Consider the following 25,241-nt stretch of genomic DNA (forward strand, 5'->3'; position numbering starts at 1 on the left):
TGCTCTTGGGTCGATTTATAAACGCTGACGAAAACGAAATCGTTAGTCTGAGCGGTTGTAGGGGTTCCAGTTGCCAGCCCGTTTGCGCCACCCGCCGGGGCTGGCGTCGATCTCGCCCTCGCGGACGCGGCGAGCGTTACTGAAGAAGAAATACCCCCAGAGGATCAACAGCGCCGCGCCGGTCTTGTAGTAGCCACCGAGGAGCACGAAAAAGCCCGAGAGAATCCATGCGAGGTTGAACGGGATACGGACTGCACTCTCGATTTGGCGTGACTCGTTGTGGTAGCGCAGACTCAACAGCCACGCGAGCAGGATACTCCCGACGGCGACGGCCCCGACGATTGCGACTTCACTCATCGCGACCGCCCTCGGTTTGGGTCTGTGACTGGTGACTGTTTGATTCGCGCTTCGAACTGCGACTAAACGGGTTCAGGCCACGCGACCGGCGTTTTCGGCGCTTGTCCTTGCGGGCATTTTTCCCCTGATTCGTGACAAGAAGGTACTCCGGGATGAACTCGATTCCAGCATAGAAGAGCAGGATCGCGACCACGATTAGCAGGGCAATGATCCACCCGCCGGGATTCAACAGACTCACACCGAGGACAACTATCACGAGGACGGCCGTAATCCACTGTGCGAGGTTCATCGGCTCACCTCCGCTGCCGGAGCCGTCACCGAAACCGTCGAAAGGAAATCGAAGTTGAAGTTGAATACGTCAGACCAACTCGTCCGGTAGCTGCGGTAGTTGTGAGTGGCCTTATCGACCCCGTTCGGGTTCGCGACGAACTCGACTTCGACCTCGCCACCGTCGTAGGTGTCCGTGTCGAAGTGGAACTGCACTGCCTCGCCGCTATCGACGGTTCGATAGAACGCCGGGTCCGAACTGTCGGTCGTAATCGGTCGCCACTTGCCGTCACCGACGCGGTAGGACGCTTGCCACTCGTCGATCGACTTGCCGTCGTCGTTCTGGAGCGGAACGGTTTGGATCGCGCCCTCACTCGAGTTGAACGTGTAGGTTCGTTGCTCGAGATCGGCCTCACCGAGTGTGGATTTGACCCGGTCGAAAATCCCGCTCGGATCGGTCGCGCTGTCTTTCCAGGCGACCCCGAGGACACGCACCCGGTTCGGCGCGAACGTCACTTCGGATTCGGGCTCCATGCGAAACGTAATCTCGGTGTAGGACTGGTCGCGGTCGAAATCGTGGGTGTTTCGCCACGTCGATTCTACGTCGCCGTCAGTATCCGAGAGTTCGCCCACGTCCGCTGGCGTGATAATATCCGGGTGGACCTTGACGGTCATATCAACACAGTAGGCGTTTGGATTCTCGGCTTTCAGACGCACGAACGCGTCCGTTTGCTCGAGTGACGTGCGGATGTTTTCGGTGTCAGACTGGATGCTCGCGGTCTCGTCGAACTCGCTTACGTAGGACTCGTCGTCGAGATAACCATCGTGAACTACGGTCGCACACTGCCGGTCGTCACTGTCCTCTTGGGCGGCCCCGATGCCGGTCATGAGGAGACTCGAGACGAGTGCGACGGTGAGTGCAAGCGCGAGGAGCCGCGAGAGCGTGGCCTGTCCGCGTCCGCGCCGGTCGTCGGATGATCGGCCGGGCATGATCCGAAGGTAGCCGCCATAGGCCCACTCACCAGCCTTGCCGCTGGTAAACCATTCGAGGGTGTCCCGGAGTGCATCGACCGGGAGCAACACCGCGGCGACAACAAAGACGCCGACGCCAGCCAGTGACGCCACGATCGGCGAGCCGCGGGCCGCCGAGATACCAGCAAGCAGAATGAATAGGACCAGCACGATTACCTTCGAGACGGCGACGAAAATCGTTCGTTCGCCCCGCCGGAGTGCGTTCATGAAGTCTGTGCGTTTGCCGCGGCCTCGGGGGCCGCTCCCGCTACCTTTCCGGGCCATGATTACTCATCACCACGTCGGACTCGGTAGCGACCGCTCGAGCCCATGCCGGGGATGATGCTCGAGCGCGCACTGTCGAACTTGTCCCCGAACCAGTCACTCCAGCGGAGGACGCCGATACTTAGCCAGAACAGCCAGAACAGGACGAACACAGCCGTCACGCCGCCCGTGAACAGACTCGTCGCGATCGACCACCCGATAAGGATGATCGAACTCGTCACCTGTTCCTCTGGCGTTCCGAAGCCGAAAGCCCGCGGGAGTGCTCGAATTGTTAAGTCGAGAAACCAGTCGGGCAGAAAGTCGTCGAACGATTGATCGCCGATGTACTGTCGTGCGTTTTTGATGATTCCCATTGTGTTGTCACCTCTATTTCCGCGGGCCGCTCCGATTCCGTCCACGGCCGGGGATCAGCCCGCCGAGGAACGATCGGAACCGGCGGAATTTGGTCTGCAACCAGTTCTCGTGGGCTCGCTTCCCGCGATCGCGTTGCTTTCTCGAGTCGTACCGGGAAAAGCGGCCGTTCCGGTCGCGTTTCCGGTCGTCGTCACCTCGGATCATGGCACTCGAGGTTAGATCCCACCCGTATCGCCGACGAGTAGTTGCAGGATGTGTTTCGAGTCCTCGCCGAATCGGAGATGGGTCGCGTACGTCCCGGAGAGTTCCGATACGTAGGATTCGTCGGGGAGTGAGTGGTTGTCGCCCTCCTCGTCGATATACTCCCGGCGGTACTCTTGGAGTTCGTCGGCCGCGTTCCGAGCGGCTTTGTCTCGGATTTCGACCTGATAATCGGGCTCGTCTGGCGTTTCGATCCACCAGCCGAGGTCGGTGTACTCGCCGAGTTCGGTATCGTACTCGGCTTTGACCATCGTCTCGACGCTCTCGTCCTCGTTTGGCCAGTATCTCGGGACGACCACGTCGACGCCGAGGGTGACCGTCCCGAGCGGTTCTACGTCGTCGTACTCGGAAATGAGCCAGTTGCCGTAAGTCACCCAGTGCTCGGAGTTGGTCATGAACTCGTTTCGCATCCGGTCGGCCAGCGTCTTCGCGTCGGGCACTGGGCTCGTCGCTGGCATGAGCGACGACATGAACCCAGTGAAAAACGCCTGTCTGTCGCCGCCCTCGACGTTGAGGCCGTTCGCGAGTAAGCCCTGTGGCGGGCTCTGCGTGTCCGATTGTGCCGCTGCGCTCGTCGATGCGAGTCCAGCGCCGCCGGCCACGGTCAGTGCCGCGCCGGAGCGCCGAAGGAATCGCCGTCTGGTCTGTTGGTCTGGAGTTGTCATGGGTGATCGTATTGAAAGGGTGGGGTGAGAGTGGCGGGAGGCGAGAGGGTACGCGTGAGGACTACGGGGCGTGGAAAGCGCCCCGCAAATGCTACCCTCAGTTGCCCGGTGCGTGCCGGGCATACGACCGAAGGGAATCGAACCCTGTCCTCGAATGGAACCATCCCGGTCGCGGGCCGCAGGTCGGTCCTATACGAGGTCGATTTCACGGGCGAACGCCCCGAACGCGAAGGTCGGGATTGCAACGCCAGCGAGTGCGTTCGCGGCCGGGTTGGTGACTCCCTGAATGCCGATCCCCCAGCCCTGAAACGCGCTCACAACGAGGAGCGCGCCACTACAGAGCGAGAGCGTCAAGATGAACGTCCACGCAAGCGTCTCGTGGGCGTCAGTCTGTGCTGGGTTGTGGTCGTGGTGGCCGGATCTGGTTGCCATAAAGGACCCGTCGGCGGAGTCGAACCGCCAGCCATGATAGACCTACCAGTGACGGGTCTGCTAGTCGAAAAACAGTGCGTCAGTGCGCTTACGCGCCGAGTCGTTTGCGGCCCGCGACCAGCGCGAGACCAGCCAGTGACGCGCCGCCCGCGGGCGCGATCATGCCGACGCCGAGTGCCTCGAGCACGCTGAACGTGGACAGCGATCCAAAGCCGAAGTTGCTGACAAGGCTGGACACGCCCATATCGAGGTCGCCGACGAACAGGTCGTTGACCGCCGAACTGTCGAAGCTATCGACGCTCGTGTAGGACTGACTCGAGAGGTAGACATCCATCTCGGTCGCGCCGTCTTGGGCGTCGCCCGTATGGACTGTCCACACATTGTTACTCGAGTCGTAGACGGCGTAGGTGTCGCCGTCGGCAATCTTGTCGGTGTCAACCTCGTCGTAGAACGCTTTGACTGGCGTGCCGTTGACGCCGACCGATGCGCCGTAGATCACGTCGCCGGACTCGATATCGTCGCGGATCGATTCGGAGTAGGCATCGCTGCCGTTGGTCGTCTCGTCGAGGACCGTGACGGTCGTGTTCGAACCGTCGATGCCGACGGTCGATTCGTAGGTGTGCAGGTCCGCGGGGTCGTCGCTACTCGAGGACCACAGCGACGTGATGGTACTCGTCGAGAAGAATCCGGGGCCGTCGGCCTCTTCGATCGTGGCGCTCGAGTCGTCAACACTCGCGACCGCGTAGGAGTTCTGGAACGTGATATCGACGGCGAACGTCGATTCGGCTGTCGTCACGCTCCCGTTGCCGTCGGTCCCCCACGTCGTCACGTTGACCGTGACGGTTTCGCCAGCGTCACCCGGAAGGTCGTCGAGTTCGCCCTCCGAGAGATTGAGGGTCTGGCTTGCCGTCGTGTCGTCGGTGATCGCCGTCTCGAGTTGGGCGTAATCGGTGCCGTCGAGACTGATGTTCATCTTGGCGGTGGATGTCCCGTCAGTTGCGAAGTCGGTGCCGTCACTCGAGATATCGGTTTCGAGATACTCGTCGTCTGAGGCGTTGAAGTCCGCGACGGTGTCGGTGCCGTCGCCGGCCAGCGTGGTCGTATGGGTCGTTGCGGCTGCGCTGCCTGCGAAGCCGGCGACGCCCGCGAGGGCGACCAGCGCGACCATAAGCAGCGTCGTGACTGTGGATCGGTTGAATTGCATTGAAGTGTTGAATGAAGTGGTTGGTTGTCGGTCGGTACCGCTGTCCTCCCGGGTAGGGGTATCGGGTGGTGGTTTCGTCGGAGGTGGAACCACTGGGGGCGGTATCCCTCTGATTTGAGTCGGTGTCATCGGTCTCTTTCCTCCCGTTCGGCTTGCAAGATCCGTCGCTCGAAGGGTGCAGAGACCTCGAAGCCCCGGCGCTCGAGGCGTTCGGTCACCGCCTGTTGGTCGGCCGCGTCGTGGACCTCCACGAAACAGCGCCGACAGTCTCGGAGCCGGTCACCGAGCCCCTCAAGCACCGCCAACTCCGCGCCCTCAACGTCGATCTTGACGATATCGGGGCTCGGTAACTCCAGCCCGTCGCCCCGGCGGGTTTGGACTGGGTCGCCCGCGCCGTCGGTCAGCTCGCGGACGCCCGATCGGGACTCGTGTGAGAGTGTCGCCGTGCCGTCCTCGTCTGCGAGTGCGTAGTCGTGGATCGTCGGGGCAAGGTCGTTCAGGGCGGCGTTCGCTCGGAGGCGGTCGCGGGCGTTGTCGCCGGGTTCGAAGGCGTGGACTTGAGCGCCACACTGCGCCGCAAGCAGCGCGTAGGTCCCGATGTTCGCGCCGATGTCCCACACTACGTCGTCAGACTCGAGCGCGCCCACGAACGTCTCGAGCACGTCCCGCTCGCCGTGGCCGCGGGCACGGAACACGTCCTCGCGTTCGGTGATATGGAGTTTGACCGCGGCGCTGTCGATGGTCAGTGTGGCGGCGTCAAACAGTCGCGTGATGAGATCCGCCGTTCGATGGGTGGCCGCCCAATCGCCGATGCCGCGGGCGAGTTCGTTCGTGCCGCCGGTTCGGTACAACTCGGCGAGTCGCGTGGCTATGGGGAGTGTTACTGGCATGGATGAATTGGTCGGGTTAGTGTTGGTCACGCAGGTCTTCGAGTTCCTGCTCGGTCGTCTGCCGGCCGCGTTTGAATTCGGCCATCGCCTCGCCGCTCGAGTGGGCGAGTTCGGGGATTTTCGACGCGCCGAATAGCAAGATGCCGATCGCGAGTATCAGTGCGAGTTCGGGAGGTCCAAGCATGGCTATTGGTTTGGGTTCTGGTAGACTTTGTTTCAGGTGTGAGTTGGTTGGACGGGCCGGTAACTACAGGTCAGCAGTGAGCGATTTAGGCGGTCATATTCGCACTGTCGACGATGAGTGACGTTTTGATAGTCCCGCCGTCGTTCCACGCAAACACTTTACTTCCTGCGTTGTAGCCATCACTCCCGTCAGATACGTAGTCCATCCCATCACCACCGTTAATCTCATCTGTCGTCGGTTTCGCTCGCTGTTGGTACTCTGTCCCTCCGCTCTGCCGATCTACATTTCCGCGCTTGTCAGTGTTCTCGAAGAACTGAACGTGAGAGTTGCTGGAATAGTATGGAGTGCCGAACGCAAGATGATCGGAACCCGCTACTTGCCATCGTGGATTGTATCCAGCACGATAGTCGTAGGTAACTCTTTGCGAGTCGGTGTCCTGATAGACACGTTTCACTTCCCCGTCGGTGGGATTACTATACCGAAGCTCTATCCCATCGCCAAAGATGAGGTGGTTTAGGGCGAGGAACCGAGCCCAATCGTTTGTCGAAATAGTGTCCGTCGAAGTACCCGGATCATTAACGATGAATCGGGGTTGCTTATCGTCTGAAACGCCTGTCTGAATATAGACCTGCCCACCGTCCTGCGATTCAATAGCGAGGTTGCCGCCCGGAATCTCGTTCTCGAGTCCGATGAACTTGTTCGACCCATCGCCGCCGTCGAACAGTTTCAGCATCTCGTAGAACGTACCGTCGTGGACGTGTGCAATCCCTCCGTTGTGCCCGAGGACAATTGGCGACAGGCCGTGTGAACTATCTGGAGTCCACTTGAGTCCGTAGCCGCCGTCAGAGTAAGTTGACAAATCAAAGACTTCGAACGCACCAGCAACGTTTCCGTCGGCGTCTTCGAACTGTCCTTTTTCTGTACTGAGCGATCCGAACGTCCCACTGTTCGCGTCGATCGCGTCGTAATATGACGTGTTCGGGACACGTTCGCCAGCCTGTCCGGTGCCGGCGATCGCCGTCCACGACGCGCCGTCGTCGCGGTACATGATTGCTTGGTCGGTCGCATGGTACCACCGACCGGCCGTCCCGGCCACCGGCCGGTTGCCGATCGTGCCCTCGAGCATCGCCGAGACATCGACGCTATCGATTTGTGAGAGGTCGTAGTCCCCGCTTTGGGCCGTAATACTCCCGGTGCGCCCGAACACGTCTTGGACCGGTGGCGCGTCGGTTTTCAGTTCCTTCCAGTTGTCCGCCACCGAGGGGTCGTCGGTTGCCAAGATCCAACTGCCCTGTACGTCGGTCGCGATCCCCACGTCGCCCTGATTCGCATCGAGGCCGGTGAGTTCGCTTTCAGTCTGGATTACGTAGACATCCGTAATCACGATCGACGGGACCTGTCCGGTATCCAGATCGCCGTTGGAATCCAGCGTCGCAACACCGCTTGCCGTGCCTTTCTCGTCGGTCGGAATCGCGCCGACATCACCGGCCGAGAGATTGTTGACTTGGTCGCCGACCGCATCGACATCAGTCTTGCGGGCGGCGTGAGAATCGGCCGTCGGTTCGGCGACCTGTGCGACGATATTGGAGAGGTCAACCTCCGAGACGCTGCCTTCGGGAACCAGCGTCCCATTGTCGAGTAGCCAGTAGCTCTCGCCCCCGCCGCCTTCGCCGGGAAGGAGTCCGTTCACTTCGATTTGCCGGTCGTCGATCGGGTTGCCGTCCTTGTCCAGTACCGTGATGTTTGGGTTTGTAGCCATGTCTTGAATCCCTCTTACGCTCGGAACGCCTGCCACGCCGACAGGCGCGTTTCAATCGTCCACTCGGTCGCTGCCGGCGGGTTCTCGCCGGCCTCGTAGACCAATGCATCGTCAAGGAGGTTCCAGACGCCAGCCTCGCTATCGGTATCGCCGTCGCCGTGTGGAATCTCGGTGTTCCCGATCGTGAGCACGGTTCGGTCGCCGTTGCTCTCTCGGACCGGTTCGACGATCGCCGGATGTGAGGAGAGCCGGACGAACGAATCGGTCTCGTACTCGCTGGCCGGTTGCTCTAACTCGCGCATATAGGTCAGCGAGGTATCCTCCGGGAGAAACGACTTCGCCCACGCGAGTAGTTGGGCGATCCGGCCCCGCGTGTCGCGGACGTAAATCGAGACCGTGCCCGGCTCTTGGTTGAGGACCACCGATTCGCCCCCATCGGCGATTTCGCCGACGCGAGCCTCGGATTGGTCAATCAGGATTTCGGCGGTCGTCGGGAGTACCGCATCGACGGTATCCAGTACCGCCACCGAAACCGGCGTATCGATGGGTTCAGCGATCTCGAATTCGGCGATATTCAGCGTGACCAGCTCGTCCTCGTCTTGGGCGCTGGCCGGGTCGGCGACCGCCGCCGCGGCCAGCAACGCCCCGAGGAAGGTGAGCAAGCCTCGGCGGGTGTGGGATGTGTCTGTGTCCTCGCCGCGGGTGCTCGCAACGCCAGCGCCGCCAGCGGCGGTGACTGCAAGCAGGCCATCGGAGTTGTCTTCGCCCTCGCCGGGGAGGAAGGTCATGCGCTCTAAATTGAGCAACCCACCTGCCGGAAAGCCCAGATGGACCGGGCCGAAGGCGACGCCCGTGTTCGTCACCCGCAGCGTCTCGGGGGCGTGCAGGTCGTCGCTGTTGGACCTGAGTGTGCCGCCCTCCGGGATATCGGTTATCGCGGCGCTCTCGGGGAGTGGGATGAATGCGCGTGTCATGTGTATCGAAGAATTCGGTCAGTCGGTCTGCGAGTCGTCGGTCGGTCGTCGGGTGGGGGTTCTGGCGGTGGTGGCATGGTTAGTCCTCCGTAATCAGGTCCTCGCCGCCATCGCGCCAGTTCAAGACCACGCGGATGCGGGTCGGCGCTATGGCTCGTCGGGGTCGGTCTCTCGAGAACATGATTGTCTGTTAGTCGCTTGCCGCTTGCTCCGGCGCTTCGAACTGTACCGGGAGTCGTTCCCACGTGCTATGGCACGATCGGCAGAGCGTGACTAAGTTCTCTGGGTCGTGAGCATCCTCTGGTTCTTCGTAGTTGCGGACAGGGTTTCTGTGGTGAACATTGAGAGATGTCCCAAATTCCTCTTGGTGTTCATCCTCGGTTAAGCCACAAGCGAGACACTGGTAGTCGTCTCGCTCAAGGATGTCTTTGCGTATATAAATCCAGTCCGCGCCATATTCTCGCCCACCGCCACCCTTCCAGAGAGGACTGTTCTCGCCGCTCATGAAGCCAGTTTCACGGACCCACTCGCCCTGGCATTGTGAGTCACAGAACGTGCGCTCACTCGCCCGGTGTATCCACGGCGCTCGGAGAACGGGCTCGCCGCAGTTAACGCAGTCCTTTTCGTACTTGACGTACCTCGGATTTCCTTCACCCGAATACTGCTCGGATTCCCACTTCCCCATGCACTCGCCGTCACAGAAGACGTGGTCAAGCCTCTCGAGTTGTCCCTGCGTTCGTTCAACAGGCGACCCACAATGGTCACAAGGGACAGATTCCTTCTCACCGTGCGTCCTATTGATGTCAAGTCCCGCCTCTTGCAGTGCCGCGTTCCATGACCCGAACCGATTTTGATAGGTCGTCCGGCTTGAGTCAGAATGGTCGTCAAATTCGACCGCCGTGGGTGGCTTCCCGATCTCGTCGGCCACCTCTCGGAGTTGGTCCAGTAGCTCCTCGTCTGTATACCGAAACGAGGGCGATTTTTCGTACTCATCTGTGGATCTGCCGATCTCATTGAGTGCGCCTTCCCACGACCCGAACCGTGTTGCATACACCGTGGTGCTGTACGCACCGTCCTCGGTCATTTCGGTTGATTTGGGTGCCCGCCCCAAATCGTCGGCCAACCGGCGAAGTTCCTCGAGAAGGTCTTTCTCGGATATTTTCTCTGGCATAAGACACGAAACCGTACATAATCTATACGGTGTCATTCCGTATAGTTGTTTTGCTCCGTATCGGAGGTTTTCAGGCATTTCACGGTCCGAGTCGGCGGAATTGCCGGTCCTAATCCACCACTCTTTCCAGAGGCCCCGTGGTCGGTTTTTACCTTCATTGTTACTCACCTACCAGTTCGTCGTGGCCTTGGTCGCGCCAGTTTAGGAGTAGTCGAATCCTCGCGAACTGGTAGTCGATCGTAGATTTGTCCCACCACGTCCCAAGCTCAGACACTGAATAGGGGTCGAAAATGGCCGTGTTATTCGAGGACTTGAACACGCCGTTTTGCTCCCACTGTGACTGCTTATCCAGAAAACTCCCGAATTCAGCGCCCGAAATCGTATGTGCGGGCACGCCGCGTGTTTCATCGCGTTGGTGGCGGTAGTGGTGGTGCGGGCTTGCGACTTCGAGCGAGGGATGGGTCGGTTGGTCGGTTTCGTCTTGGACGAGTGTGATTTCGTCGCCGGACAGCTCGACGGCGAAATGATGGTAGCCTGAATACAGGACTGTTTGCACCTCGCCCGTATCCCTATCCGCCAGTACGAGCGCGGGCTCGTGATCCTGAAAGTGGGAGTCAGCGGCGAGTAGCGGGCCGAATACCGGGATACTGTCGGACAGTGAATCCTGCTTCGAATACTTGCACCAATAGTAGTACGCGCGTGTGTCGTGTTCCTCGCTATCTGCGTACCAGCCGTAAATCCCGATGAGTTGGCGTTGGTCGGTCCACGCGATGTCCAGATACGGCTCGTATTTGCGTAACTCCGCGAGGTCGTCGCCGACCGATGTGATATGATCGGGCGACCAGTCCGGTGGCGTCGCGGCCGACGCCAGTCCCGGGACGGCGATCGTCGCGGCCGTGGCCGTCGCTCCGGTGAGGAACTGGCGTCTCGAGAGTCGTGTCATGATTAGGACACCTGTCGGAAGAGCCACGAGCCAGACATGGCGTCGTAAGCCCCGCCGCGGGCGGCCGCCTCGTCGGTCTCGGCCGATTCTTGGTCCTCGTCGGGTTCGGTGCCCGCGAGCAGGTTCGCGGCGTTTGGCATCCCGTGGCCGACCTCCTCGGTGGCCGCCTTCGGGATGGGTTCGGCGGTCCGCTGGAGTTCGTCGCGCACCGTCTCGAGGTCCGTTTCCCCAGAGTCGGCGACGTAGAGCCCGATCACGCCAGCCGCAACCGGTCCGGCCATCGAGGTGCCGGTTTTCGCGCCCTCACCTGCGGCCTCGAGCGTACAGCCGGGCGCGGCCACGTCAGGCATCGCGCCTTGGGTCTGGCCGCCGGAGCCGTCGGTCACGCCGTTGTGCGGGCCGATGTTGCTGTAGTAGGCGCTCAGGGCCTCGCTTGGTGGATCGACTGTCGTCGCACCGACGGCGATTGTGTGCTCGCTCGAGGCGGGGGGGCTAACCCATCGAGTTGCCTGCCTGTCGTTCCCATTTGCCGCCACGGGAATCACACCCTCCGAGACGGCGTACTCGAGGGCGTTGGCGATCGACGTGCTGTACTGCGGGCTTCCGAGTGAGAGGTTGAGCACGTCCACGCCCGCGTCGCCAGCCGCCCGAATCGCCGCCGCGATATTGTCGAGTGACCCGCTGCCCTCGTCGTCCAGTGCCTTGAGCCCGAGGACAGACGCCGCCGGGAGAAAGCCCTCGAGTGTGGCATCACTCGGCGTGCGAGCGGCAAGACAGGCCGCACACCACGAGCCGTGGCCGTTGCCGTCCGCGACGGCATCCCGGCCGGTCGGGTCGCCGTCGGCGGTGAAATTCGTCGAGTCGGCGAGCAACCGCGAGTTGCCGTCGGCGTCGTCGAGATAGGCGGCGTTGGTGACACCGGTATCGGCGACCGCGACGGTCACCGATGAGGTATCCGGCAGCGTGGTGTCGGCGCTGGTCGCGGCGGTCGCTTCCCGAGCGGCCTGCATCGCCGTCTGTTCCATGTCGCTGTCGAACGCGACCCCGTCGGGTTGGGGCACGCCGCCGCCGACCGCCGAGAGGATTGTCGATTCGAGCGCGCCGAAGTCTTGCCATGCGTCGCTGCTTTCGGGCGTGAGTGGCTCGGCGAGCGTGACCGTGCGATTGATCTCGATACCGCTCGTGTCGATGTACTCCAGGGCAGCGATGCCGCGCTCGCCGAGCAACCGGTCGCGGGTTCGCGCCCCGATTGCATCGACTGGGGCAACGGCGGAAAGCGTGCCCGCGGCGTCGTGGCGGCGATCGCCGAGTATGGACGTGGTGTCGTAGCTCCCGAGTTCGTCCTCGAGTGCATCGAGATTGTCCGCGCGTGCGCTCGCGTCCTCGCCCTCGACGGGGATAATCCAGCTAAAGCGGTCGTCGCTGTGCGAGACCGCACCGTCGGGGGCCGACCAGCCGAGCAGGCCGGGGTCGGTCGTCGGCGCGAGTGACGCCAGCGTCAGCGTGCTCGCGCCCGCGCCGATACTATACAGGTGTTCGCGTCTCGTCTGTCGGGGTCTGTCGTCGGTCATTGTGCGTACCTCCGTCGGTGGACGGCGATGCCGGCGAGTCCAAGCACACCGACGAACTCGCCCGATGGGATTGCGGAGCCGAACGGAACGAGCGACCCGACGAACGGGACGTTGCCGACCCACTGCGAGGCTTGGTGGCTCGCGCGGTCAACGTAGCCAGCCGATTCCACAGTAGAAATCGTAACGCTGCCGTCAGGCTCGGTGTACGTTCGGATCACGTGTTTGCCCTCCGACGGTTTCTCGACCGAGCCATATCGGGTCTCACCCTCGTGCGTAATCGGTGCCCCTCCAAATCCGGGCGAGGACCGCCAGTAAAGGGCTTGAGACCGTGGCGATGTCAGGTGAACGTTCGTCGGAATATTGGACTGGACAGCAGTTTCCGAACTGCCATGCACGACCTCCACGTCGATCGTGTGGGTCGTTCCCTGCATGGCGTTGCTCGGTTTGATGTTCAGTTCGCCCGGGCCATCGGAATCGTCGGCGATCACATCAACCGAGAGTGTGCCACCGTTGGACTCGAGACGCGCACTCTCGAGTTGTTCGCCCGTGACTGCGTAGACGCCGGTCATCGACTGTGGCGAGCCACTGGCCCGGACCGTCGCCGGATCGGAGCGGGACTGTTGTTTCGCGTCGATGCGCTCGCTGACCACGAACTGGTCGCCTTGCTGGTTTGTATAGGTCAATCGGACGCTGTGCGTGCCCTCGCCGTCAGTTTCGAACGAGGCGCGGTCACGCTCGGAATCGACGGTCGCGGTGATCGGCTCACCGTCGTCGTTCCACGCCTCGGCGCTGACGAGACTATCGTAGCCGGTATCGTCGGTCGGCGAAATCCCGACGGAGACCTGTTCGCTCGGGCCGGGTGCCAGCGTCGAGAAGTCCACCGCGTTAATCTGGGGAGTCGAACCGCCGAACGTGGGGTTGGTCGCGCTCACCCGATCGTCGAGAATGCCATCAGTCCCGCCACCGATCAGCCCGCCGTCGCTGCTCGCAGCGCGGACACGGAGTTCGACACCCGGCGTGTCCTCGGGAATCGGATAGTCAGAGACAGAGAGTGTTTGGCCGCCGAGTCCGGGGACACCACTGGAGCCGATCGACCAGTAGTCCTCGCCGATCGACTCGGAACTACCATTCGGATAGTGGGCCTCTAGTGCGATGGTGTCGCTATCGATACCATCGGGGAGTGGGTACTCGGCGTTAAACAGTCCATCCGATATCTCTGCGGGGTTCTCGCCGCCGAGGTCGGGTGGTTCGATCTCCCCGATGCCCGCCAGCGCGACCTGCATGTGGGAAGTCTCGCGGGGCAGTTCCTCGGAGGAGAGGTCTTCGGCGGCTTGGACCTCCTCGAAGTCGCTCCGCTCGAGGTAGCGATCTTCCGCGCCCGGGACCGTTTCGGTCAGCGTCTTGTGGTCGGAATAGATCCGCTCGAGGCTCGAGCGCTCCATCTCTTCGAAGCGCTCGTCGTACTCCGAGCGGAGTTCATCGACTGTCTCGTTGAGGCGTTGTTCTTCTAAGAACGCCTGCAAGTCGGCGAAGGACTCCATGTTGGAGAACGGCACTTCCGGCGAGCGGTAGGTCGTCACGGTGACGTTTTCGGCTGGCGGCTCGACGCTCGTGCCGCTCGGATCTGGAAGATAGAACGTGCCGTTGTAGCCCCCGGATTGGATCTCGCGGAGGTCCTCGATTGACGGATCGGACAGGTCCTCGAGCGACCCATCGCCTTTCATCGCCCGGAGGTCAGTTTTGACGGCGTTTGACGGTACGTCGACGCTGAAGTGGCCGGTTTCGTTCGTCCGAACCGTGCTCCGGGCGACGTGGTCCTGCGAGAGGAGGTTCCGAATGCGCTCGGCGCGCTGGGTGAGTTGGTCTTTCTCGTTGCGGAGGTCCTCTTCCCACGCGCTCGAGATATCGCTTGGCGAGCCAACCGTGACAGTAGTCACCGCCGACGGGTTGTCTTCGGGGTAGATCCGATAGACGCCCGTCGGGAGCGACGTGCGGACGGCCTCGTATTCCTCGCCGCCGCGGTTGAACGCGACATTCGTCTCGAATTCGACTTGGGTCTCGATCGTGCGTTTGTCGACGACCTCGCTGGTCGGCGAGAGTTGTTCGATGACGACCGTGCCCTCGGTCAGTTGGCCGGGGTCGATCGAGCTATCGACCGGGCCTTCGCTACTGACGAGGCCAGTCGGCTCTTCGGTCGCGTCCCACAGCGAGATGATAACCTGTTCGTTCGACGGGAGCGTGATTCGCGGATCATCGACTTCGGATTTGAGATAGCCAGTTCGGCCCTCACTCCAGTCGCTTTCCGTGTGTGCAACCGCGTAGGTGCCGTCGATCCCATCAGCGAACTTTTCGGTGTCGAGTAAGCCGTTACCAGTTTGGAACTGGTCTTCGAACGACTGCCACTCGTCGGGGAGTGGGTCGGTGAGTTCGGACTGGAGGTCCTCGGCTTGGCGTTTGAGTGATTTGGCGTCGGATTTGTCGAGTGCCGGTTCCGTTATCGAGTGAGAGACCAGTGTGGCGTTTTCAACTGGGTCGCCGTGTTGATCGGTGACTTGGCCGGTGATTGGTTCGGACGTGCTGCCCCCTGTCGTTATAGACTGGGCGACGGTAACTGGCGAAAAGGTATCATCCACAGAACCGCTTCCAGAATCAATTTTGTATACATTTCCGTTCGCATCACCAGCAAACACAGTCGAGCCATCCGTAGATGAGGTAATTGCGTTCATCTGTACATCATTGGAGTATTGCCAGTCCTCCGTCTCCGAGTCGCGGTCGTAAGAGACTGCACTATTGATATCGTCAAATGCAATATTGAGATTGTTATCAACAGGCGACTTAGCTAAATCACGGGCTCGAGCGCCACTGTAGTCGCTAATCGATGATACTTGGCTCTGGTCATCAATGCTGATTGTTCGAACCGAATCGGAATGCCCGCCAGAAGACTCACCACCACCAACATGCAGAACGCCTAATTCGCGGTCCAATTCGAGGCTTTCGACAGAGTCTACAAAGTCATATTCCCATTTTCGATCCCCAGTCTCTGGATCAACGCCATAAACAAAGGTATCTCCTGCCGAATATACAACCGTACCATCTCCTGCAACGTCTGTGTCTGTGGACTCAAATCCGATTGTGTTTTCGTGGAGGAGGGTTGTTGATCCTGTTTCAGCGTCAAGTTTAGATAGGTTCCCGTAGCGGTCGCCGACATAGATAGTTCCTGAATTGTCAGATAGCTCAAGGCTTGTCGGGCTGGCCGGAGTTGGGTCTGAGCGGTAAACTTCCTCCCCGGACACAGCATCGATTCCGACAACAGCGTTCTCGCCAGTCACGTATACGATTTCGTTCTGCGAATCAAGTGTCGTATCGTGGCTGTACGTACTAAGACTGTTGAATCGCCATATTTCCTCGCCTGTATCCTGATTTTGTGCAACGACAACACCATCTCCGCTAGTATACACTAGATCACCCACATCGACATGGTTGGATGCGGAGACAACGCCATTCTCCCCGCTCGTAAGCAGTATTGGTGATGTGACTAGAGACAAGCAGAGGACTGCTACCAGCGAAATCGTTCGGATCTGTCCGTGGCTAATAGACGGCATGGATACGTTGATCACACTGGTCAGCCGAGACCAGCGACTATCGGCGTCGCTCGAGGAGGGCTTTCGGGATGGCATCGTATGTGGTCACTCCAATTCGTTGGTCCGAAGTTCGCGGACCAGTTGCTCCATATTCGATTCGTCCGACATGCCCTCGGATTTCCGCTCGAGGGCGCTACCGGCCAGCCGATCGCGGCGACTCAGCACCAGCTCGTCGACGGCGTCGAAAACGTAGTCCAAAATATCTCGGAAGGTCTCGGCGTCCCGATCGCCGAGTACGCCACCGAACGAAACCGCTCCGCACTCGGGACAGTGGCGGTGGCGGCGGTGGTCGTTTTTCGATATCTCGAGGGAGTGTGCGAGTGATCCGGTATCGAAGTCGTGGTCGACTTCGACCCGCGGCACGTAGTGTTCGGCATCGGATAGAACTGATTCTGCGCCGAGTTCGTACCAACACTCCGGGCAGAAAATCGGCGGGTTGCCATAGCTCCGAAGGATCGATCCCGCGACCCACGCATCCCGGTTGACGCCCTGCACTTGGGCATGGGTATCGCCGCGGCCGAGCATGTCGTCGACCGACGGGATATCGGGCTCGTTGGTACTCTCCTCGTCGTGGGTCGGTTTCGTCTCGTCTTTCGGATCGCGGTCTGAATCGAACTCGCCGGTCTGACTGTCGAAGATGTTCACTCGCGAGCCGAGCGCGACGGTGTTGTTACTGTTGGAACTCATGGTTGTGTGGACTTATAGCGGCAGAAACGGCTGCGAGATCGAGCGCCGGGATCGGTCGGTCGCCGCGACCGTATTCCCTCGGAGACTCAGCGAGCCCGTTGGGTTGATATCTACCCCGTGGCAGATACCCCATCCCCGTTAGGGGCCGCCCCGACGCACGCAGATACTACACACAATTACACCAAACATAAAGAAGGTACCGCTTACAACTGTTTCAGACAGGCTAACCAATTCAGGAACAGGCTACAATTTGTTAGCCAAGGCTCCGCGTGACAACCACGAACGACTAGAGTTTTTGACCCGGCACTGTGAGTGGCAAGATATGGGCGACGAGCCCGTCGGCGACGAAGACGAGCCGAAGTCGGTAACGGTCAAAATGCAACAGTCCGAGTTGGACGATCTCGAGGAGCGGATTACCAGTGAATTCAATGATGCAAGCCGGGTTCGGAAAGCGGTCTGGCTTGTGAATAACGCCTCAAAGATCGAACTCGACTTCGACGCCGACGAAAACGAATCGGAGTAAGAGCCCCGAAGGCCGTGGCAGGATTCGGGGTACAGATAGTGGCTACGCCGGCAAATAGGAAAAGGATTCGGTCGGTCGCTATTCCGTTCGGTCGATTACCTCAGCCCCAGATAGGACCAACTGCGAGCGTCCCGACTCGCTGTTCGCGTCGTTCGCACGACCGCGAACCAGCAGGCACGATCGCGTGGTTTCGGGCTGCAACTCGCCGCGGGCACACGACCGGCACCGAGTCGTGGCCGGCGAGATATGGGTTCCCGTAATCGTGAGTAGAACCTCGACGCGATGTCCTGGTCGGATGCACACATTACAGCAGTCGCAGTGTGCAACCTGTCCCGGGCCGATCGGGAGGCCCGTGACCAGTGCCTCCTCGATTGTGAGGTTCATCGGTCCTCTCCGATTCGTGGTTCGTCCGAGCGGACAGCCACGCTAGCCTTGAAATTCAGCGGCTCGCCCTCGAAGACGACCGCCGGAATGACAGTCGTGTTCGGGGCCGGCGACACCGCCGCGTATTCGATTCTGCCCCAGTCATGTGGGCCGATCTCGCCGTCGACGGCGGAGGTGTTGACCACGAGCGCGTCGGCGGTGGTCTCGACGACCGACGCCTCGTAGGTCCGTTCGACGGCCTCGGTCGTCCCCGGCTTGCGGTAGAGGACGTGCAGCCGAGTACGTTCGGCGTGGCCGCCGACCGCGGACGGGTCGCGCTCGAGGACGTATTCGTAACAGAGTTTGGCGGCGTAGAATCGCTCGTAGCCTTCGAGGTCGTGTTCGTCGCGGCCGAGTCGCAGCCAGTCGGCCGGGACCGCGTGATAGGAGCGGTCGCGTCGCAGTGGGTTGTCGTCGGTACTGTCGTCGGTAGCCTTTTTACGGGCTGGCGATTTGGTAGACATGGCTTCTGTAACCTCCGAAGCCGAGGTCGGGTGCTTAGGACCACCCGGCCAGATTCTCGCGCTGGCGTAACCTCGGACACTAGAGTCCTAGCTAGCCGACCACTTATAGTTAAGGGAATAGTTCCATATTCGTTACTGTATTTGAAACAGCCACCGGGTGCCGTTTTCCGTGCCGAACTACCAGATACAGTAGGTTATTTTCAGAGCGAAATGCCGCCGACTCGAGTACGGGCGACTGCCGGGCCAGAGCTAGCGCCAGAACAGATCGATATCGGAGTGCGTCCACGGGAACGACATTCCATGAACCGCCACACAGCGGCGTATATTCATGATATGCTAGAGGTTTATCCGATTCCGGTGTGACGGAATAGGCATCAATGCGCTGGGGTACACTCACCGCGGTCGTGTTAGTTGCATCACTCACAGCCGTCGCGGTCGGTGGCGGAGTCGTCGCGGGTCAACAGAATGGCATTCGGATACACGATGCGACAGTCGGCGAGCCCTCGATTGAGCAGGGCGATTCGCTTTCTGTGACGATTGAGTTTACCAGTACAGACCCATCGACCACAACACATGAAGTATCGATCAAAGCGAACGGGGCCGAACTAGATACGACATTACTGTCGGAATCCACAGGAGAACGGGCTACTAGAACGACAACAGTCTACGACACCGATTCGCTCGAGCCCGGCACCTACACAATCACAGTCGAAGATACGGAAGCGGGCCAGTTGCAGGTGACAGAGTCCGACAGTGTTGGGTCGGGCTCGGAAAATAGTATCATGGACGGGTTTCTCGGACCGGTCGGGAAGCTCATCGGTGTGCCGCTGTTAGGACTCGGCGTGATTTTCTTTTTCGGTGGAATTGTAATCGAGATCGCACGCACGTTCAAAGAGTACGTCGGCGACGGGAGCGATCGGGGAATGAAACCAGCGATCGTATCGGTGCTTATCGGATCGTTCGGGATGTTTAGCGGCGGGTTCCTGTTTGGTGGTACATGGGCCGTCATCGTTGGGATCGTCGGGCTTGTCTCGTTGATTGCGAATGGCGTGCTGTTCGGCGGCTTCTACGGCGTGCTGAAACTGTATCGGGAGCTATAGCCACCATATCGGTCGGATGCGAACACTTTTTTGAGTTGGTCCCAAACTGGTACCCGTAGGCGTATGCCACCCAACACACACTGCCTACACTCGCGATAAAACGGGACTGGCCGTCGGAGCGGCCAGTTAGTTATCGCCCGGTACCTCGGTCGGTGCGGCGATCGCGACGGTGAGCAAGACGTACCCTAGTGCGTGGCCCTGTACTAGCAGGGTGACACCGCCGGTCGCGAATGCCGCTTTTACATGCGGAGTAATGTCGAACACCTCCGCGGCACTGCTTATGTCACAGACGTAGTACGCCTGTACGCCCGGTGGCAAGAAGCCACAGGACGAGGCTGTCGTGGCGGCGGCAAAAGCGCACCGGTCCGGGCGAGCGGGCGTCTGTCGGGGAAACATTCTAGGATCGGTTCGTCGTAGCCTGTGATGTAATGAAACAGGCCCTCTCAGCCCCCATAGCCGCGGGTTTCGGTCTCGAGCGGCGATTCGTGACGGCGGTCCACTGGCCGACCGTCTGCTGGGCACTTGCAATCCTGACCTACGGCATCGGTGACGCGGCAACGACAGTGTATCTCGTCGCGACGACGCCGCTGGTCGAAGGTAATCCACTGGTAGCAGCCGTCATCGGATGCCTCGGCGTGTGGGCGGTCGTCCCGTTGAAAGTCGTCGCGTTGGTCGCGTTCTACGGCCTGTCTCGCGTAGTGCCGCCGGACTGGCGGGTCGGCGTACCGATCGGGCTTGTGCTGGTCGGCGGTGTAGTCACAACCTGGAATCTGTCTGTTGGATTTCCCGGTGTACCGGCGTTCTAAAGAAAAAGAGTGGTTTTCGTGGCTAATCTGCGCTGGCCGGGGTATCGTCGGTGTTGTCGGCGTCTCGTGGGTCGGCTTTCACGCGATCCCACTTTGAATGACAGCTTTTGCACAGCGTAACCAGATTCTCGAGGTCGTCGGGGTCGCCGTCGTCGGTCGCGACGTGATGGACGTGTAGCTGTTGTCCGTACTCCGATTCGTGCTCGTCGCTGCCCATCCCACAGACCACACACTCGTTTCCGTCACGATCGCGCACCCGATCCGCGCGGTCCAACCAGTCAGACGGATAGTCGTTGGGCCACGTTCGGTCCGGCGTATCGAGTTCGAAGCCGGCCGTCTCGAGTGCGTTTCGCAGTGTGTCGAACTCCCGGTAGTACGGCGTCGGCGAGTGGCGGCCGTATTCCTCGAGTTCTGGTTTCGTCGGCGCGCGGCCGAATATCTCACCAAGCCGCTCGAGGTCGTCCAGTAGGTCGTCCCGATCAACGCGCCGGCCGTAGGACTGTTGCGTACCGGACAGACCAGCCTGCTCTCGCGCCTCGAGCCACGACCCGAAGCGCCGGACGTAGGTCGTGTGTGCATGGCCAGTTAGTTCTGATATCTCCTCTGCCAGCGGGTCCCGCCCCAACTCGTCGGCCGCATCCCGAAGCGACTGTAACAGCTCGTCGTCGGCAATATCTTCGCGGTGGTTCGGCTCGAGATCGGCGCGTTCGACGGCGTCGTTCCATCCGTCGAACTTGTTGTAGTACGGCTGTGTCGAGAACCGACCACGGTCGTTCATATCGACTTTCGTCGGTGTGCCGTCGATTTCGGCGGCCAACTCCCGAATCGCCTCGAGTAGTTCATCGCGCGACGGCCCCTGTTGGCGCGGTTCGCGCTCGAGGTTAGCTGCGGCGAGTGCGTCGTCGAAACTGTCGAATTCGTTGCTATACGGTTGGTAGGAATACTCCGCGTGCTCGCGCACATCGGTCGTCGTCGGCGTCTTGTCGAGATCGGCCGCAAGTCGCTCGAGTTCGGCCACCAAATCGGCGCGCGTGATCTTCGCGGGCATTACGCACACCCACCAGTGGTCGGCGCGTGGTCGTCGTCAGTACTAACTACGGTCGTGCCGGTGGACTTAACACCGGTTGCTGGATAACGTCGCATGGGTTCTGCGAGCCTCAATCGGGAACCCGACTCTGCCCGCTCCAACGGGCAGGGATTCTACCGCAACAGAACCCCTCAAGAGAGTCGTGATTCCCTATTTTGTATATGTCTGTGTAGTTACTTAGTGGTTTCGTTACCTGTTGATTTCGGGCCAGAGAAGCGATAACCGTCGCAAGTATGACTATGATCGCTTCGTTTGATTTCAGATATGTTCGTCGTCATGACCCCCTGTCGGGGATAGGTTCAGTCCGTGATAGATACATCCCTCATCGGACACCCGCCCAGAGTCTCTTTTATACTGGCGTGTGACACCCCACACAATGGAGTACATCACGAACTACGAGGCGCTGCAAACCACGAGCCCGCCCGCGGAGATGTACGTGCGGGAAAACGAACTCACCGAACTTCGGCAGAGCCTCGAGCCGATTACGACCGGTCACCACGCCACCGGCGCGGTCCTGTACGGGCCGTCGGGCGCGGGCAAGACTCACGCAACCAAATACATCATTTCGCAGTTGATCGCAAGCGGCGCGGGACCGGCCGGGATCGCGACGACGCATATCGACTGTTGGGATCATAGCTCCGAACACGGGATTTTACAGCGCCTGCTCGCCGGGCTCGGGCAAGGGCGAAGGCCGTCGAACACGCCGACGTACACGCTACTCGAGGACCTCCGCGACGCACTCGACGGTCCGTATCTCGTGGTTTTGGATGAAGCGGACCAGATCGCCGACGGCGGCGTGTTGAAGGCGTTACACCAAATTCCGGCGGTGACGTTGTTCTGCATCGTCAACGAATATCGGCCGTTCCTGCGTGCGCTCGATATGAGCGTCGAATCCCGGCTCGAGGGCTATCGGGATATCGAGTTCGACGCCTACAGCGAAGCGCAGTTGCAAGCGATTCTCGAGGGGCGAATCAGCCACGGCGTCGCCGACGGCGTGGTCCCCGACGCGATCGTCGAATTACTGGCGTCGGTCTCCAAATGCGACGCGCGACGGGCGATCGACAATCTCCGAAAGAGTGTCCACAAAGCGAAGACCCGCGGGATGGATGCCGTGACGCCCGCGGTGGTCCGCGGGGTTGTCCCCGAGACCGAACAGGAATTGATCGCAAAGACGTTCTCGAAGTTGACCCGCGACCAGCGGATTCTCTACGAGATCCTGGTCGAAAACGGCGGGCCAATGTCGATCGGCGAAGTCTACGATGGGTTCCGTGAGCGCTCGCCCGACGACAATCCGGCGAGTCGGAAAACCGCGAAACGCGAGCTGAAAAAGATGAGCTACTACCATCTCGTCGATTACGGCGGGAAGAATAGTGCGCGGCGATACGAGGCTGCGACCGACGAGTTGTACCCCGACGGGCTGGCCTGAGTTTGTCCGAAGTTCGGGGTTCCCCTGTCCGATGTGTCGCTACGCTTCGAGTAGGTCCCCGGCGTACTGATTTTCCCACTCCCGGCGGGCTTCGATCTCCCGCCGCCCGCGGGGCGTGAGCGTATAGAAGTTGGTTCGCCGGTCGGCGGTGCCTTTCTCGACTAATCCTTTGTCGACGAGCGTATCGAGATTCGGATACAGCCGCCCGTGGTGGATCTCTTTCTCGTAGTACTGGTCGAGTTCGTCTTTGATCGCGAGGCCGTGGGGCTTGTCCTGGCCGGCGATCGTGTACAAGAGGTCGCGCTGGAAGCCTGTTAAATCGTACATATCTGGTCGTTGGCCTATCACCGGATAAGAGTATCGCGGACAGCCGGGTGTTAGTCCTCGGACTCGTCTTCGGTTCCGAACGAGACCTGGACATCGACCGTTTCGCCCAGATCCTGGTCGTCAACTTCCCGCAGTTCGAACTCCGAACCGGTCACATCACAGCGGACCATGACAACCCCGTCGCCGTTGGTCTCGCCGTGGAACTGGCCCGAAGTCGCCTCCAGAAACGTCTGGATCGTCTCGAGGAGTTCCGGCGGCGTGATGCCGCGCCGACCCCAATCAACCCGCTCGCGCATTGCCTGTTTGATCGCCTCTTGCTCGGAATCGACGTGGTCGAATTGGGCGACGAGGTCGCGGCCGAGCTGTGGGTCACGCGCGAGCGAGATATTCCGGCTGTCAGAGACGATATCTCTCTGGTCGGGGCCATCGCCCTCTGAGTTGCCCATACCATGGCGTTCGGCGTCGAAGTGGTTGTGGCTTTTGTTCTTGCTGTTTTCTTATTTGACAGTATCGGTATTAATAGATATACGCAAATACCGCACTCACACCGGTCATTTTTGGTGTCTGACAGAGTAGCCGATAATATGAGTGGTCAGAGTGATAATTTGACAACCGGAACTGTCCGGGAGGTTTACGAGGGCTGCTTTCAGCCGGGTGCGGAAGTTTCGTATCGGGGGCTTCGGCTCGAGAAACTCGAGTGGTCGGCCGAGCCCCAACCGTGGCGGCTCTTCCGAGACGGTGAGTGGGTCGCCTCGATTCGACCCGATAAGTACCCCTCGACGGTCGCGCTCCAGCGAGACCTGGACCGCGTCGTCGACGGTGGCGAGCCCACGCCGCAGTTTCGGTGTTCGGACTGTCCGCTGGCCTCAGCGCCAAGTGACTGAGTAGTCGGTCGCAGCGTCGATCGGCTCCCGATCGCGCGGGAGAATCGAATCGGATTCGTGCTCGGCGACAAAGTCGACGCCGGCCTCGGTCAGGGTTACCGGCCCCGTCTCGCCGACCACGCGCTCAAGCAGCGGGGTCTCGAGGAGCGAGCGAGTGCGAGTCGCGATATAATCCGGGTTGCGCTCGATGGTTGCCGCGATCGCGCCCGGCATTCCTTGCCCGTTGACGTAGCAGTAATAGAGAATCAACATATCCGCGGGCAGTCGGAGGTCGGTCGGTGCGACGCGATCGGTCACAACCGACCGATTGTATGCTGTTCCTATAAGCGTGCGTTTTTTGCTGGTAGTGAGCCGGTACTAGGGAAACGCTAGATTTTATATAGGCATAGTGAGACGTACCGAGTAGCAAGTGCGGGTCGGTGACAGGGGGTTCGATCTGGGGAGATCGACATGGTAGGTGGACAATACCGCTGTCCGAAGGGCAGCATACGAGAGGAGAATCGTTCGCGCGGGTCAGTTAGGCGTCGGTTTCGTCGTCGTCGGTGTCGTCGGACTCTTGGAGATCGGCGGGATCGAGCTCACCTGCAAGAAACGCTCGCCCGCGGTCGGTTATTCGGTAGCCCGGCTCGCCCTCATGGCGTTCAACGAGGTCGTGTTCCTCGAGTTTCCGACACCGCTGTCCGAGCCAATTCCGCGTGTTCGGGAGGTTTAGCGAGAGGTTCTTGGGTGTGTGCCATCCGTCGTACTTATCCAACTCTTGAAGGAGTGGATAGTCGGATGGCTTCATCCAGTCCACCTCCCGGTACATGTCCTCGGGATTTGGGCGGTCGCTCATAACACCCAATGTTTCCTCTGGATAGAAATTTGTTCGCATCACAATCGAAGTGCGTTCGGGTGACAAAGACTAAGTACAGGCGGCATAATGGACTAGGATGTCACTAATGGAGTCGCTCACGGCGGATAACCTGTTCCTAAAACGAGGGGACGGGCGTGCTGAGACCACGCCGTCCGGGCGGCACCGGTGACAATCGCTATGCCAACCATGAGGAAAAACACCGCGCGCGACCAAAAGCGTACTCCCGGCAGTCACATCGGACACATCGGACAGCCGCGCGCGGCTTTCATGGGGGCGTCCAACGAATCACCGACTATGGCAATCACAACCGACGACACGACGACGATCGAACTCGCGACCATCGGCGCGGACGTACCCGATGGGACGACCATCGACGTGCGACCGACCCGCGGCGGGCTCGAGGTCGACCGTCGCGACGAGACGTTCATCATTGAGGGCGAGGGGAGCCGCTGTGTGCTGACCGGCGTGATCGGGCGCGACGAAATGCCCGATCGCGTGCCCGACTGGCTCGAGGCGGCACTCCGCGACGAATACGGTATCAAAGAGGTCGTGCTCGGGCGATGAACGACGATAGTATCGATTCCTCCGAGCGAGGCCTGCTGCCACAGGCTAGCCGGTCGGAGCGCAGTAAACCCACGGCTACGAAATCCAATGAGACAATCACAGAGCAATCCCACCCGATCGTCAGA

General features: G+C 60.4%; 29 protein-coding genes and 1 pseudogene. 6 read left to right on the forward strand and 24 right to left on the reverse strand.

Annotation, left to right across the window (positions count from 1 at the left end; translation table 11 throughout):
- Positions 1 to 42: 42 nt before the first annotated feature.
- From C489_RS05545 to C489_RS05630, 17 genes and pseudogenes are all read right to left on the reverse strand, one after another.
- Positions 43 to 357 carry a hypothetical protein gene (locus C489_RS05545; protein ID WP_006430189.1) on the reverse strand — a complete coding sequence of 105 codons (315 nt, stop codon included), beginning with the start codon at positions 355 to 357 and terminating at the stop codon, positions 43 to 45.
- Positions 350 to 646, reverse strand: coding sequence for a hypothetical protein (locus tag C489_RS05550; RefSeq protein ID WP_006430190.1), 297 nt, complete (start codon positions 644 to 646; stop codon positions 350 to 352). The genes C489_RS05545 and C489_RS05550 overlap by 8 nt, the downstream gene beginning before the upstream one ends.
- Entirely contained in the window at positions 643 to 1,920 is a 1,278-nt protein-coding gene (locus C489_RS05555) for a hypothetical protein (protein WP_152423108.1), read from the reverse strand. Before C489_RS05555 ends, C489_RS05550 begins: the two co-directional genes overlap by 4 nt.
- A gap of 2 nt (positions 1,921 to 1,922) precedes the next feature.
- Positions 1,923 to 2,273 (reverse strand): hypothetical protein, encoded by a 351-nt coding sequence (locus C489_RS05560; RefSeq protein ID WP_006430192.1) that lies wholly within the window; start codon positions 2,271 to 2,273, stop codon positions 1,923 to 1,925.
- Positions 2,274 to 2,489: 216 nt separating this feature from the next.
- A complete protein-coding gene (locus C489_RS22540; RefSeq protein ID WP_239642035.1) occupies positions 2,490 to 3,200 on the reverse strand; it encodes a hypothetical protein in 711 nt (236 codons plus the stop codon).
- Between the two features lie 189 nt (positions 3,201 to 3,389).
- Positions 3,390 to 3,632 carry a hypothetical protein gene (locus C489_RS05575; protein WP_006430195.1) on the reverse strand — a complete coding sequence of 81 codons (243 nt, stop codon included), beginning with the start codon at positions 3,630 to 3,632 and terminating at the stop codon, positions 3,390 to 3,392.
- A gap of 88 nt (positions 3,633 to 3,720) precedes the next feature.
- A complete protein-coding gene (locus tag C489_RS05580; RefSeq protein ID WP_193364773.1) occupies positions 3,721 to 4,836 on the reverse strand; it encodes a hypothetical protein in 1,116 nt (371 codons plus the stop codon).
- 125 nt (positions 4,837 to 4,961) lie between these two features.
- Complete coding sequence (locus C489_RS05585) at positions 4,962 to 5,726, reverse strand: FkbM family methyltransferase (RefSeq protein WP_006430197.1); 765 nt, start codon at positions 5,724 to 5,726, stop codon at positions 4,962 to 4,964.
- Positions 5,727 to 5,742: 16 nt separating this feature from the next.
- Entirely contained in the window at positions 5,743 to 5,910 is a 168-nt protein-coding gene (locus C489_RS05590) for a twin-arginine translocase TatA/TatE family subunit (protein WP_006430198.1), read from the reverse strand.
- A gap of 85 nt (positions 5,911 to 5,995) precedes the next feature.
- Positions 5,996 to 7,669: a hypothetical protein gene (locus C489_RS05595; protein WP_006430199.1), complete on the reverse strand. Its 1,674-nt coding sequence runs from the start codon at positions 7,667 to 7,669 to the stop codon at positions 5,996 to 5,998.
- Positions 7,670 to 7,683: 14 nt separating this feature from the next.
- Positions 7,684 to 8,643: a hypothetical protein gene (locus C489_RS05600; protein WP_006430200.1), complete on the reverse strand. Its 960-nt coding sequence runs from the start codon at positions 8,641 to 8,643 to the stop codon at positions 7,684 to 7,686.
- Between the two features lie 190 nt (positions 8,644 to 8,833).
- Entirely contained in the window at positions 8,834 to 9,814 is a 981-nt protein-coding gene (locus C489_RS05605) for a homing endonuclease associated repeat-containing protein (RefSeq protein ID WP_006430201.1), read from the reverse strand.
- 160 nt (positions 9,815 to 9,974) lie between these two features.
- Positions 9,975 to 10,757 (reverse strand): twin-arginine translocation signal domain-containing protein, encoded by a 783-nt coding sequence (locus C489_RS05610; protein ID WP_006430202.1) that lies wholly within the window; start codon positions 10,755 to 10,757, stop codon positions 9,975 to 9,977.
- 2 nt (positions 10,758 to 10,759) lie between these two features.
- Positions 10,760 to 12,328 carry a S8 family peptidase gene (locus C489_RS05615; protein ID WP_006430203.1) on the reverse strand — a complete coding sequence of 523 codons (1,569 nt, stop codon included), beginning with the start codon at positions 12,326 to 12,328 and terminating at the stop codon, positions 10,760 to 10,762.
- The gene (locus C489_RS05620; protein WP_006430204.1) at positions 12,325 to 14,961 is read right to left on the reverse strand and encodes a hypothetical protein; all 2,637 of its coding nucleotides are present in this window, start codon (positions 14,959 to 14,961) and stop codon (positions 12,325 to 12,327) included. Before C489_RS05620 ends, C489_RS05615 begins: the two co-directional genes overlap by 4 nt.
- Positions 14,962 to 14,970: 9 nt before the next feature.
- A pseudogene (locus C489_RS23015) lies at positions 14,971 to 16,005 on the reverse strand (outer membrane protein assembly factor BamB family protein); the annotation flags it as partial.
- Positions 16,006 to 16,014: 9 nt separating this feature from the next.
- The gene (locus C489_RS05630; RefSeq protein ID WP_006430206.1) at positions 16,015 to 16,656 is read right to left on the reverse strand and encodes a hypothetical protein; all 642 of its coding nucleotides are present in this window, start codon (positions 16,654 to 16,656) and stop codon (positions 16,015 to 16,017) included.
- A 322-nt stretch (positions 16,657 to 16,978) separates the two neighbouring features.
- Here C489_RS05630 and C489_RS05635 point away from each other — a divergent pair, with 322 nt between their 5' ends.
- Positions 16,979 to 17,179, forward strand: a complete 201-nt coding sequence (locus C489_RS05635) for a hypothetical protein (RefSeq protein WP_006430207.1) — start codon at positions 16,979 to 16,981, stop codon at positions 17,177 to 17,179.
- Positions 17,180 to 17,559: 380 nt separating this feature from the next.
- Here the strand turns inward: C489_RS05635 and C489_RS05640 are convergent, their stop codons facing one another.
- A complete protein-coding gene (locus C489_RS05640) occupies positions 17,560 to 18,066 on the reverse strand; it encodes a hypothetical protein (protein ID WP_006430208.1) in 507 nt (168 codons plus the stop codon).
- A 377-nt stretch (positions 18,067 to 18,443) separates the two neighbouring features.
- On the opposite strand from C489_RS05640, the gene C489_RS05645 reads away from it, so the two are divergent.
- Positions 18,444 to 19,166 carry a COG1361 family protein gene (locus C489_RS05645; RefSeq protein WP_006430209.1) on the forward strand — a complete coding sequence of 241 codons (723 nt, stop codon included), beginning with the start codon at positions 18,444 to 18,446 and terminating at the stop codon, positions 19,164 to 19,166.
- A 126-nt stretch (positions 19,167 to 19,292) separates the two neighbouring features.
- On the opposite strand, the gene C489_RS05650 is transcribed toward C489_RS05645, so the two are convergent.
- Complete coding sequence (locus C489_RS05650) at positions 19,293 to 19,484, reverse strand: hypothetical protein (RefSeq protein WP_152423110.1); 192 nt, start codon at positions 19,482 to 19,484, stop codon at positions 19,293 to 19,295.
- A gap of 110 nt (positions 19,485 to 19,594) precedes the next feature.
- Between C489_RS05650 and C489_RS05655 the strand changes: the two genes are divergently transcribed.
- Positions 19,595 to 19,972: a hypothetical protein gene (locus C489_RS05655; RefSeq protein ID WP_006430211.1), complete on the forward strand. Its 378-nt coding sequence runs from the start codon at positions 19,595 to 19,597 to the stop codon at positions 19,970 to 19,972.
- Between the two features lie 22 nt (positions 19,973 to 19,994).
- On the opposite strand, the gene C489_RS05660 is transcribed toward C489_RS05655, so the two are convergent.
- Positions 19,995 to 21,020 carry a homing endonuclease associated repeat-containing protein gene (locus tag C489_RS05660; protein WP_006430212.1) on the reverse strand — a complete coding sequence of 342 codons (1,026 nt, stop codon included), beginning with the start codon at positions 21,018 to 21,020 and terminating at the stop codon, positions 19,995 to 19,997.
- Between the two features lie 415 nt (positions 21,021 to 21,435).
- Between C489_RS05660 and C489_RS05665 the strand changes: the two genes are divergently transcribed.
- Entirely contained in the window at positions 21,436 to 22,485 is a 1,050-nt protein-coding gene (locus C489_RS05665; RefSeq protein ID WP_006430213.1) for a Cdc6/Cdc18 family protein, read from the forward strand.
- A 39-nt stretch (positions 22,486 to 22,524) separates the two neighbouring features.
- Here C489_RS05665 and C489_RS05670 read toward each other — a convergent pair whose 3' ends face one another.
- Both C489_RS05670 and C489_RS05675 read right to left on the reverse strand, forming a co-directional pair.
- Positions 22,525 to 22,812 carry a PadR family transcriptional regulator gene (locus tag C489_RS05670; protein WP_006430214.1) on the reverse strand — a complete coding sequence of 96 codons (288 nt, stop codon included), beginning with the start codon at positions 22,810 to 22,812 and terminating at the stop codon, positions 22,525 to 22,527.
- A gap of 50 nt (positions 22,813 to 22,862) precedes the next feature.
- Positions 22,863 to 23,258: a hypothetical protein gene (locus C489_RS05675; protein WP_006430215.1), complete on the reverse strand. Its 396-nt coding sequence runs from the start codon at positions 23,256 to 23,258 to the stop codon at positions 22,863 to 22,865.
- A gap of 159 nt (positions 23,259 to 23,417) precedes the next feature.
- On the opposite strand from C489_RS05675, the gene C489_RS05680 reads away from it, so the two are divergent.
- Positions 23,418 to 23,696 carry a hypothetical protein gene (locus C489_RS05680; RefSeq protein WP_152423111.1) on the forward strand — a complete coding sequence of 93 codons (279 nt, stop codon included), beginning with the start codon at positions 23,418 to 23,420 and terminating at the stop codon, positions 23,694 to 23,696.
- Here C489_RS05680 and C489_RS05685 read toward each other — a convergent pair.
- Both C489_RS05685 and C489_RS05690 read right to left on the reverse strand, forming a co-directional pair.
- Positions 23,679 to 23,993, reverse strand: a complete 315-nt coding sequence (locus tag C489_RS05685) for a hypothetical protein (RefSeq protein ID WP_006430217.1) — start codon at positions 23,991 to 23,993, stop codon at positions 23,679 to 23,681. The two genes, C489_RS05680 and C489_RS05685, sit on opposite strands and share 18 nt — an antisense overlap.
- A gap of 220 nt (positions 23,994 to 24,213) precedes the next feature.
- Positions 24,214 to 24,531, reverse strand: coding sequence for a hypothetical protein (locus tag C489_RS05690; protein WP_006430218.1), 318 nt, complete (start codon positions 24,529 to 24,531; stop codon positions 24,214 to 24,216).
- A 315-nt stretch (positions 24,532 to 24,846) separates the two neighbouring features.
- Between C489_RS05690 and C489_RS05695 the strand changes: the two genes are divergently transcribed.
- Positions 24,847 to 25,116 (forward strand): hypothetical protein, encoded by a 270-nt coding sequence (locus tag C489_RS05695; protein ID WP_006430219.1) that lies wholly within the window; start codon positions 24,847 to 24,849, stop codon positions 25,114 to 25,116.
- Positions 25,117 to 25,241 lie beyond the last annotated feature (125 nt).

Source organism: Natrinema versiforme JCM 10478, from assembly GCF_000337195.1.
Lineage (GTDB): Archaea > Halobacteriota > Halobacteria > Halobacteriales > Natrialbaceae > Natrinema > Natrinema versiforme.

Coding starts and splice junctions, on each gene's coding strand:
- C489_RS05690 (WP_006430218.1), bottom strand. CDS start 24,531: ATGAGCGACCGCCCAAATCCCGAGGACATGTACCGGGAGGTGGACTGG.
- C489_RS05600 (WP_006430200.1), bottom strand. CDS start 8,643: ATGACACGCGCATTCATCCCACTCCCCGAGAGCGCCGCGATAACCGAT.
- C489_RS05630 (WP_006430206.1), bottom strand. CDS start 16,656: ATGAGTTCCAACAGTAACAACACCGTCGCGCTCGGCTCGCGAGTGAAC.
- C489_RS05615 (WP_006430203.1), bottom strand. CDS start 12,328: ATGACCGACGACAGACCCCGACAGACGAGACGCGAACACCTGTATAGT.
- C489_RS05605 (WP_006430201.1), bottom strand. CDS start 9,814: ATGCCAGAGAAAATATCCGAGAAAGACCTTCTCGAGGAACTTCGCCGG.
- C489_RS05575 (WP_006430195.1), bottom strand. CDS start 3,632: ATGGCAACCAGATCCGGCCACCACGACCACAACCCAGCACAGACTGAC.
- C489_RS05580 (WP_193364773.1), bottom strand. CDS start 4,836: ATGCAATTCAACCGATCCACAGTCACGACGCTGCTTATGGTCGCGCTG.
- C489_RS05660 (WP_006430212.1), bottom strand. CDS start 21,020: ATGCCCGCGAAGATCACGCGCGCCGATTTGGTGGCCGAACTCGAGCGA.
- C489_RS05610 (WP_006430202.1), bottom strand. CDS start 10,757: ATGACACGACTCTCGAGACGCCAGTTCCTCACCGGAGCGACGGCCACG.
- C489_RS05640 (WP_006430208.1), bottom strand. CDS start 18,066: ATGTCTACCAAATCGCCAGCCCGTAAAAAGGCTACCGACGACAGTACC.
- C489_RS05585 (WP_006430197.1), bottom strand. CDS start 5,726: ATGCCAGTAACACTCCCCATAGCCACGCGACTCGCCGAGTTGTACCGA.
- C489_RS05555 (WP_152423108.1), bottom strand. CDS start 1,920: ATGGCCCGGAAAGGTAGCGGGAGCGGCCCCCGAGGCCGCGGCAAACGC.
- C489_RS05590 (WP_006430198.1), bottom strand. CDS start 5,910: ATGCTTGGACCTCCCGAACTCGCACTGATACTCGCGATCGGCATCTTG.
- C489_RS22540 (WP_239642035.1), bottom strand. CDS start 3,200: ATGACAACTCCAGACCAACAGACCAGACGGCGATTCCTTCGGCGCTCC.
- C489_RS05635 (WP_006430207.1), top strand. CDS start 16,979: ATGGGCGACGAGCCCGTCGGCGACGAAGACGAGCCGAAGTCGGTAACG.
- C489_RS05595 (WP_006430199.1), bottom strand. CDS start 7,669: ATGGCTACAAACCCAAACATCACGGTACTGGACAAGGACGGCAACCCG.
- C489_RS05645 (WP_006430209.1), top strand. CDS start 18,444: ATGCGCTGGGGTACACTCACCGCGGTCGTGTTAGTTGCATCACTCACA.
- C489_RS05670 (WP_006430214.1), bottom strand. CDS start 22,812: ATGTACGATTTAACAGGCTTCCAGCGCGACCTCTTGTACACGATCGCC.
- C489_RS05665 (WP_006430213.1), top strand. CDS start 21,436: ATGGAGTACATCACGAACTACGAGGCGCTGCAAACCACGAGCCCGCCC.
- C489_RS05545 (WP_006430189.1), bottom strand. CDS start 357: ATGAGTGAAGTCGCAATCGTCGGGGCCGTCGCCGTCGGGAGTATCCTG.
- C489_RS05675 (WP_006430215.1), bottom strand. CDS start 23,258: ATGGGCAACTCAGAGGGCGATGGCCCCGACCAGAGAGATATCGTCTCT.
- C489_RS05550 (WP_006430190.1), bottom strand. CDS start 646: ATGAACCTCGCACAGTGGATTACGGCCGTCCTCGTGATAGTTGTCCTC.
- C489_RS05560 (WP_006430192.1), bottom strand. CDS start 2,273: ATGGGAATCATCAAAAACGCACGACAGTACATCGGCGATCAATCGTTC.
- C489_RS05695 (WP_006430219.1), top strand. CDS start 24,847: ATGGCAATCACAACCGACGACACGACGACGATCGAACTCGCGACCATC.
- C489_RS05655 (WP_006430211.1), top strand. CDS start 19,595: ATGAAACAGGCCCTCTCAGCCCCCATAGCCGCGGGTTTCGGTCTCGAG.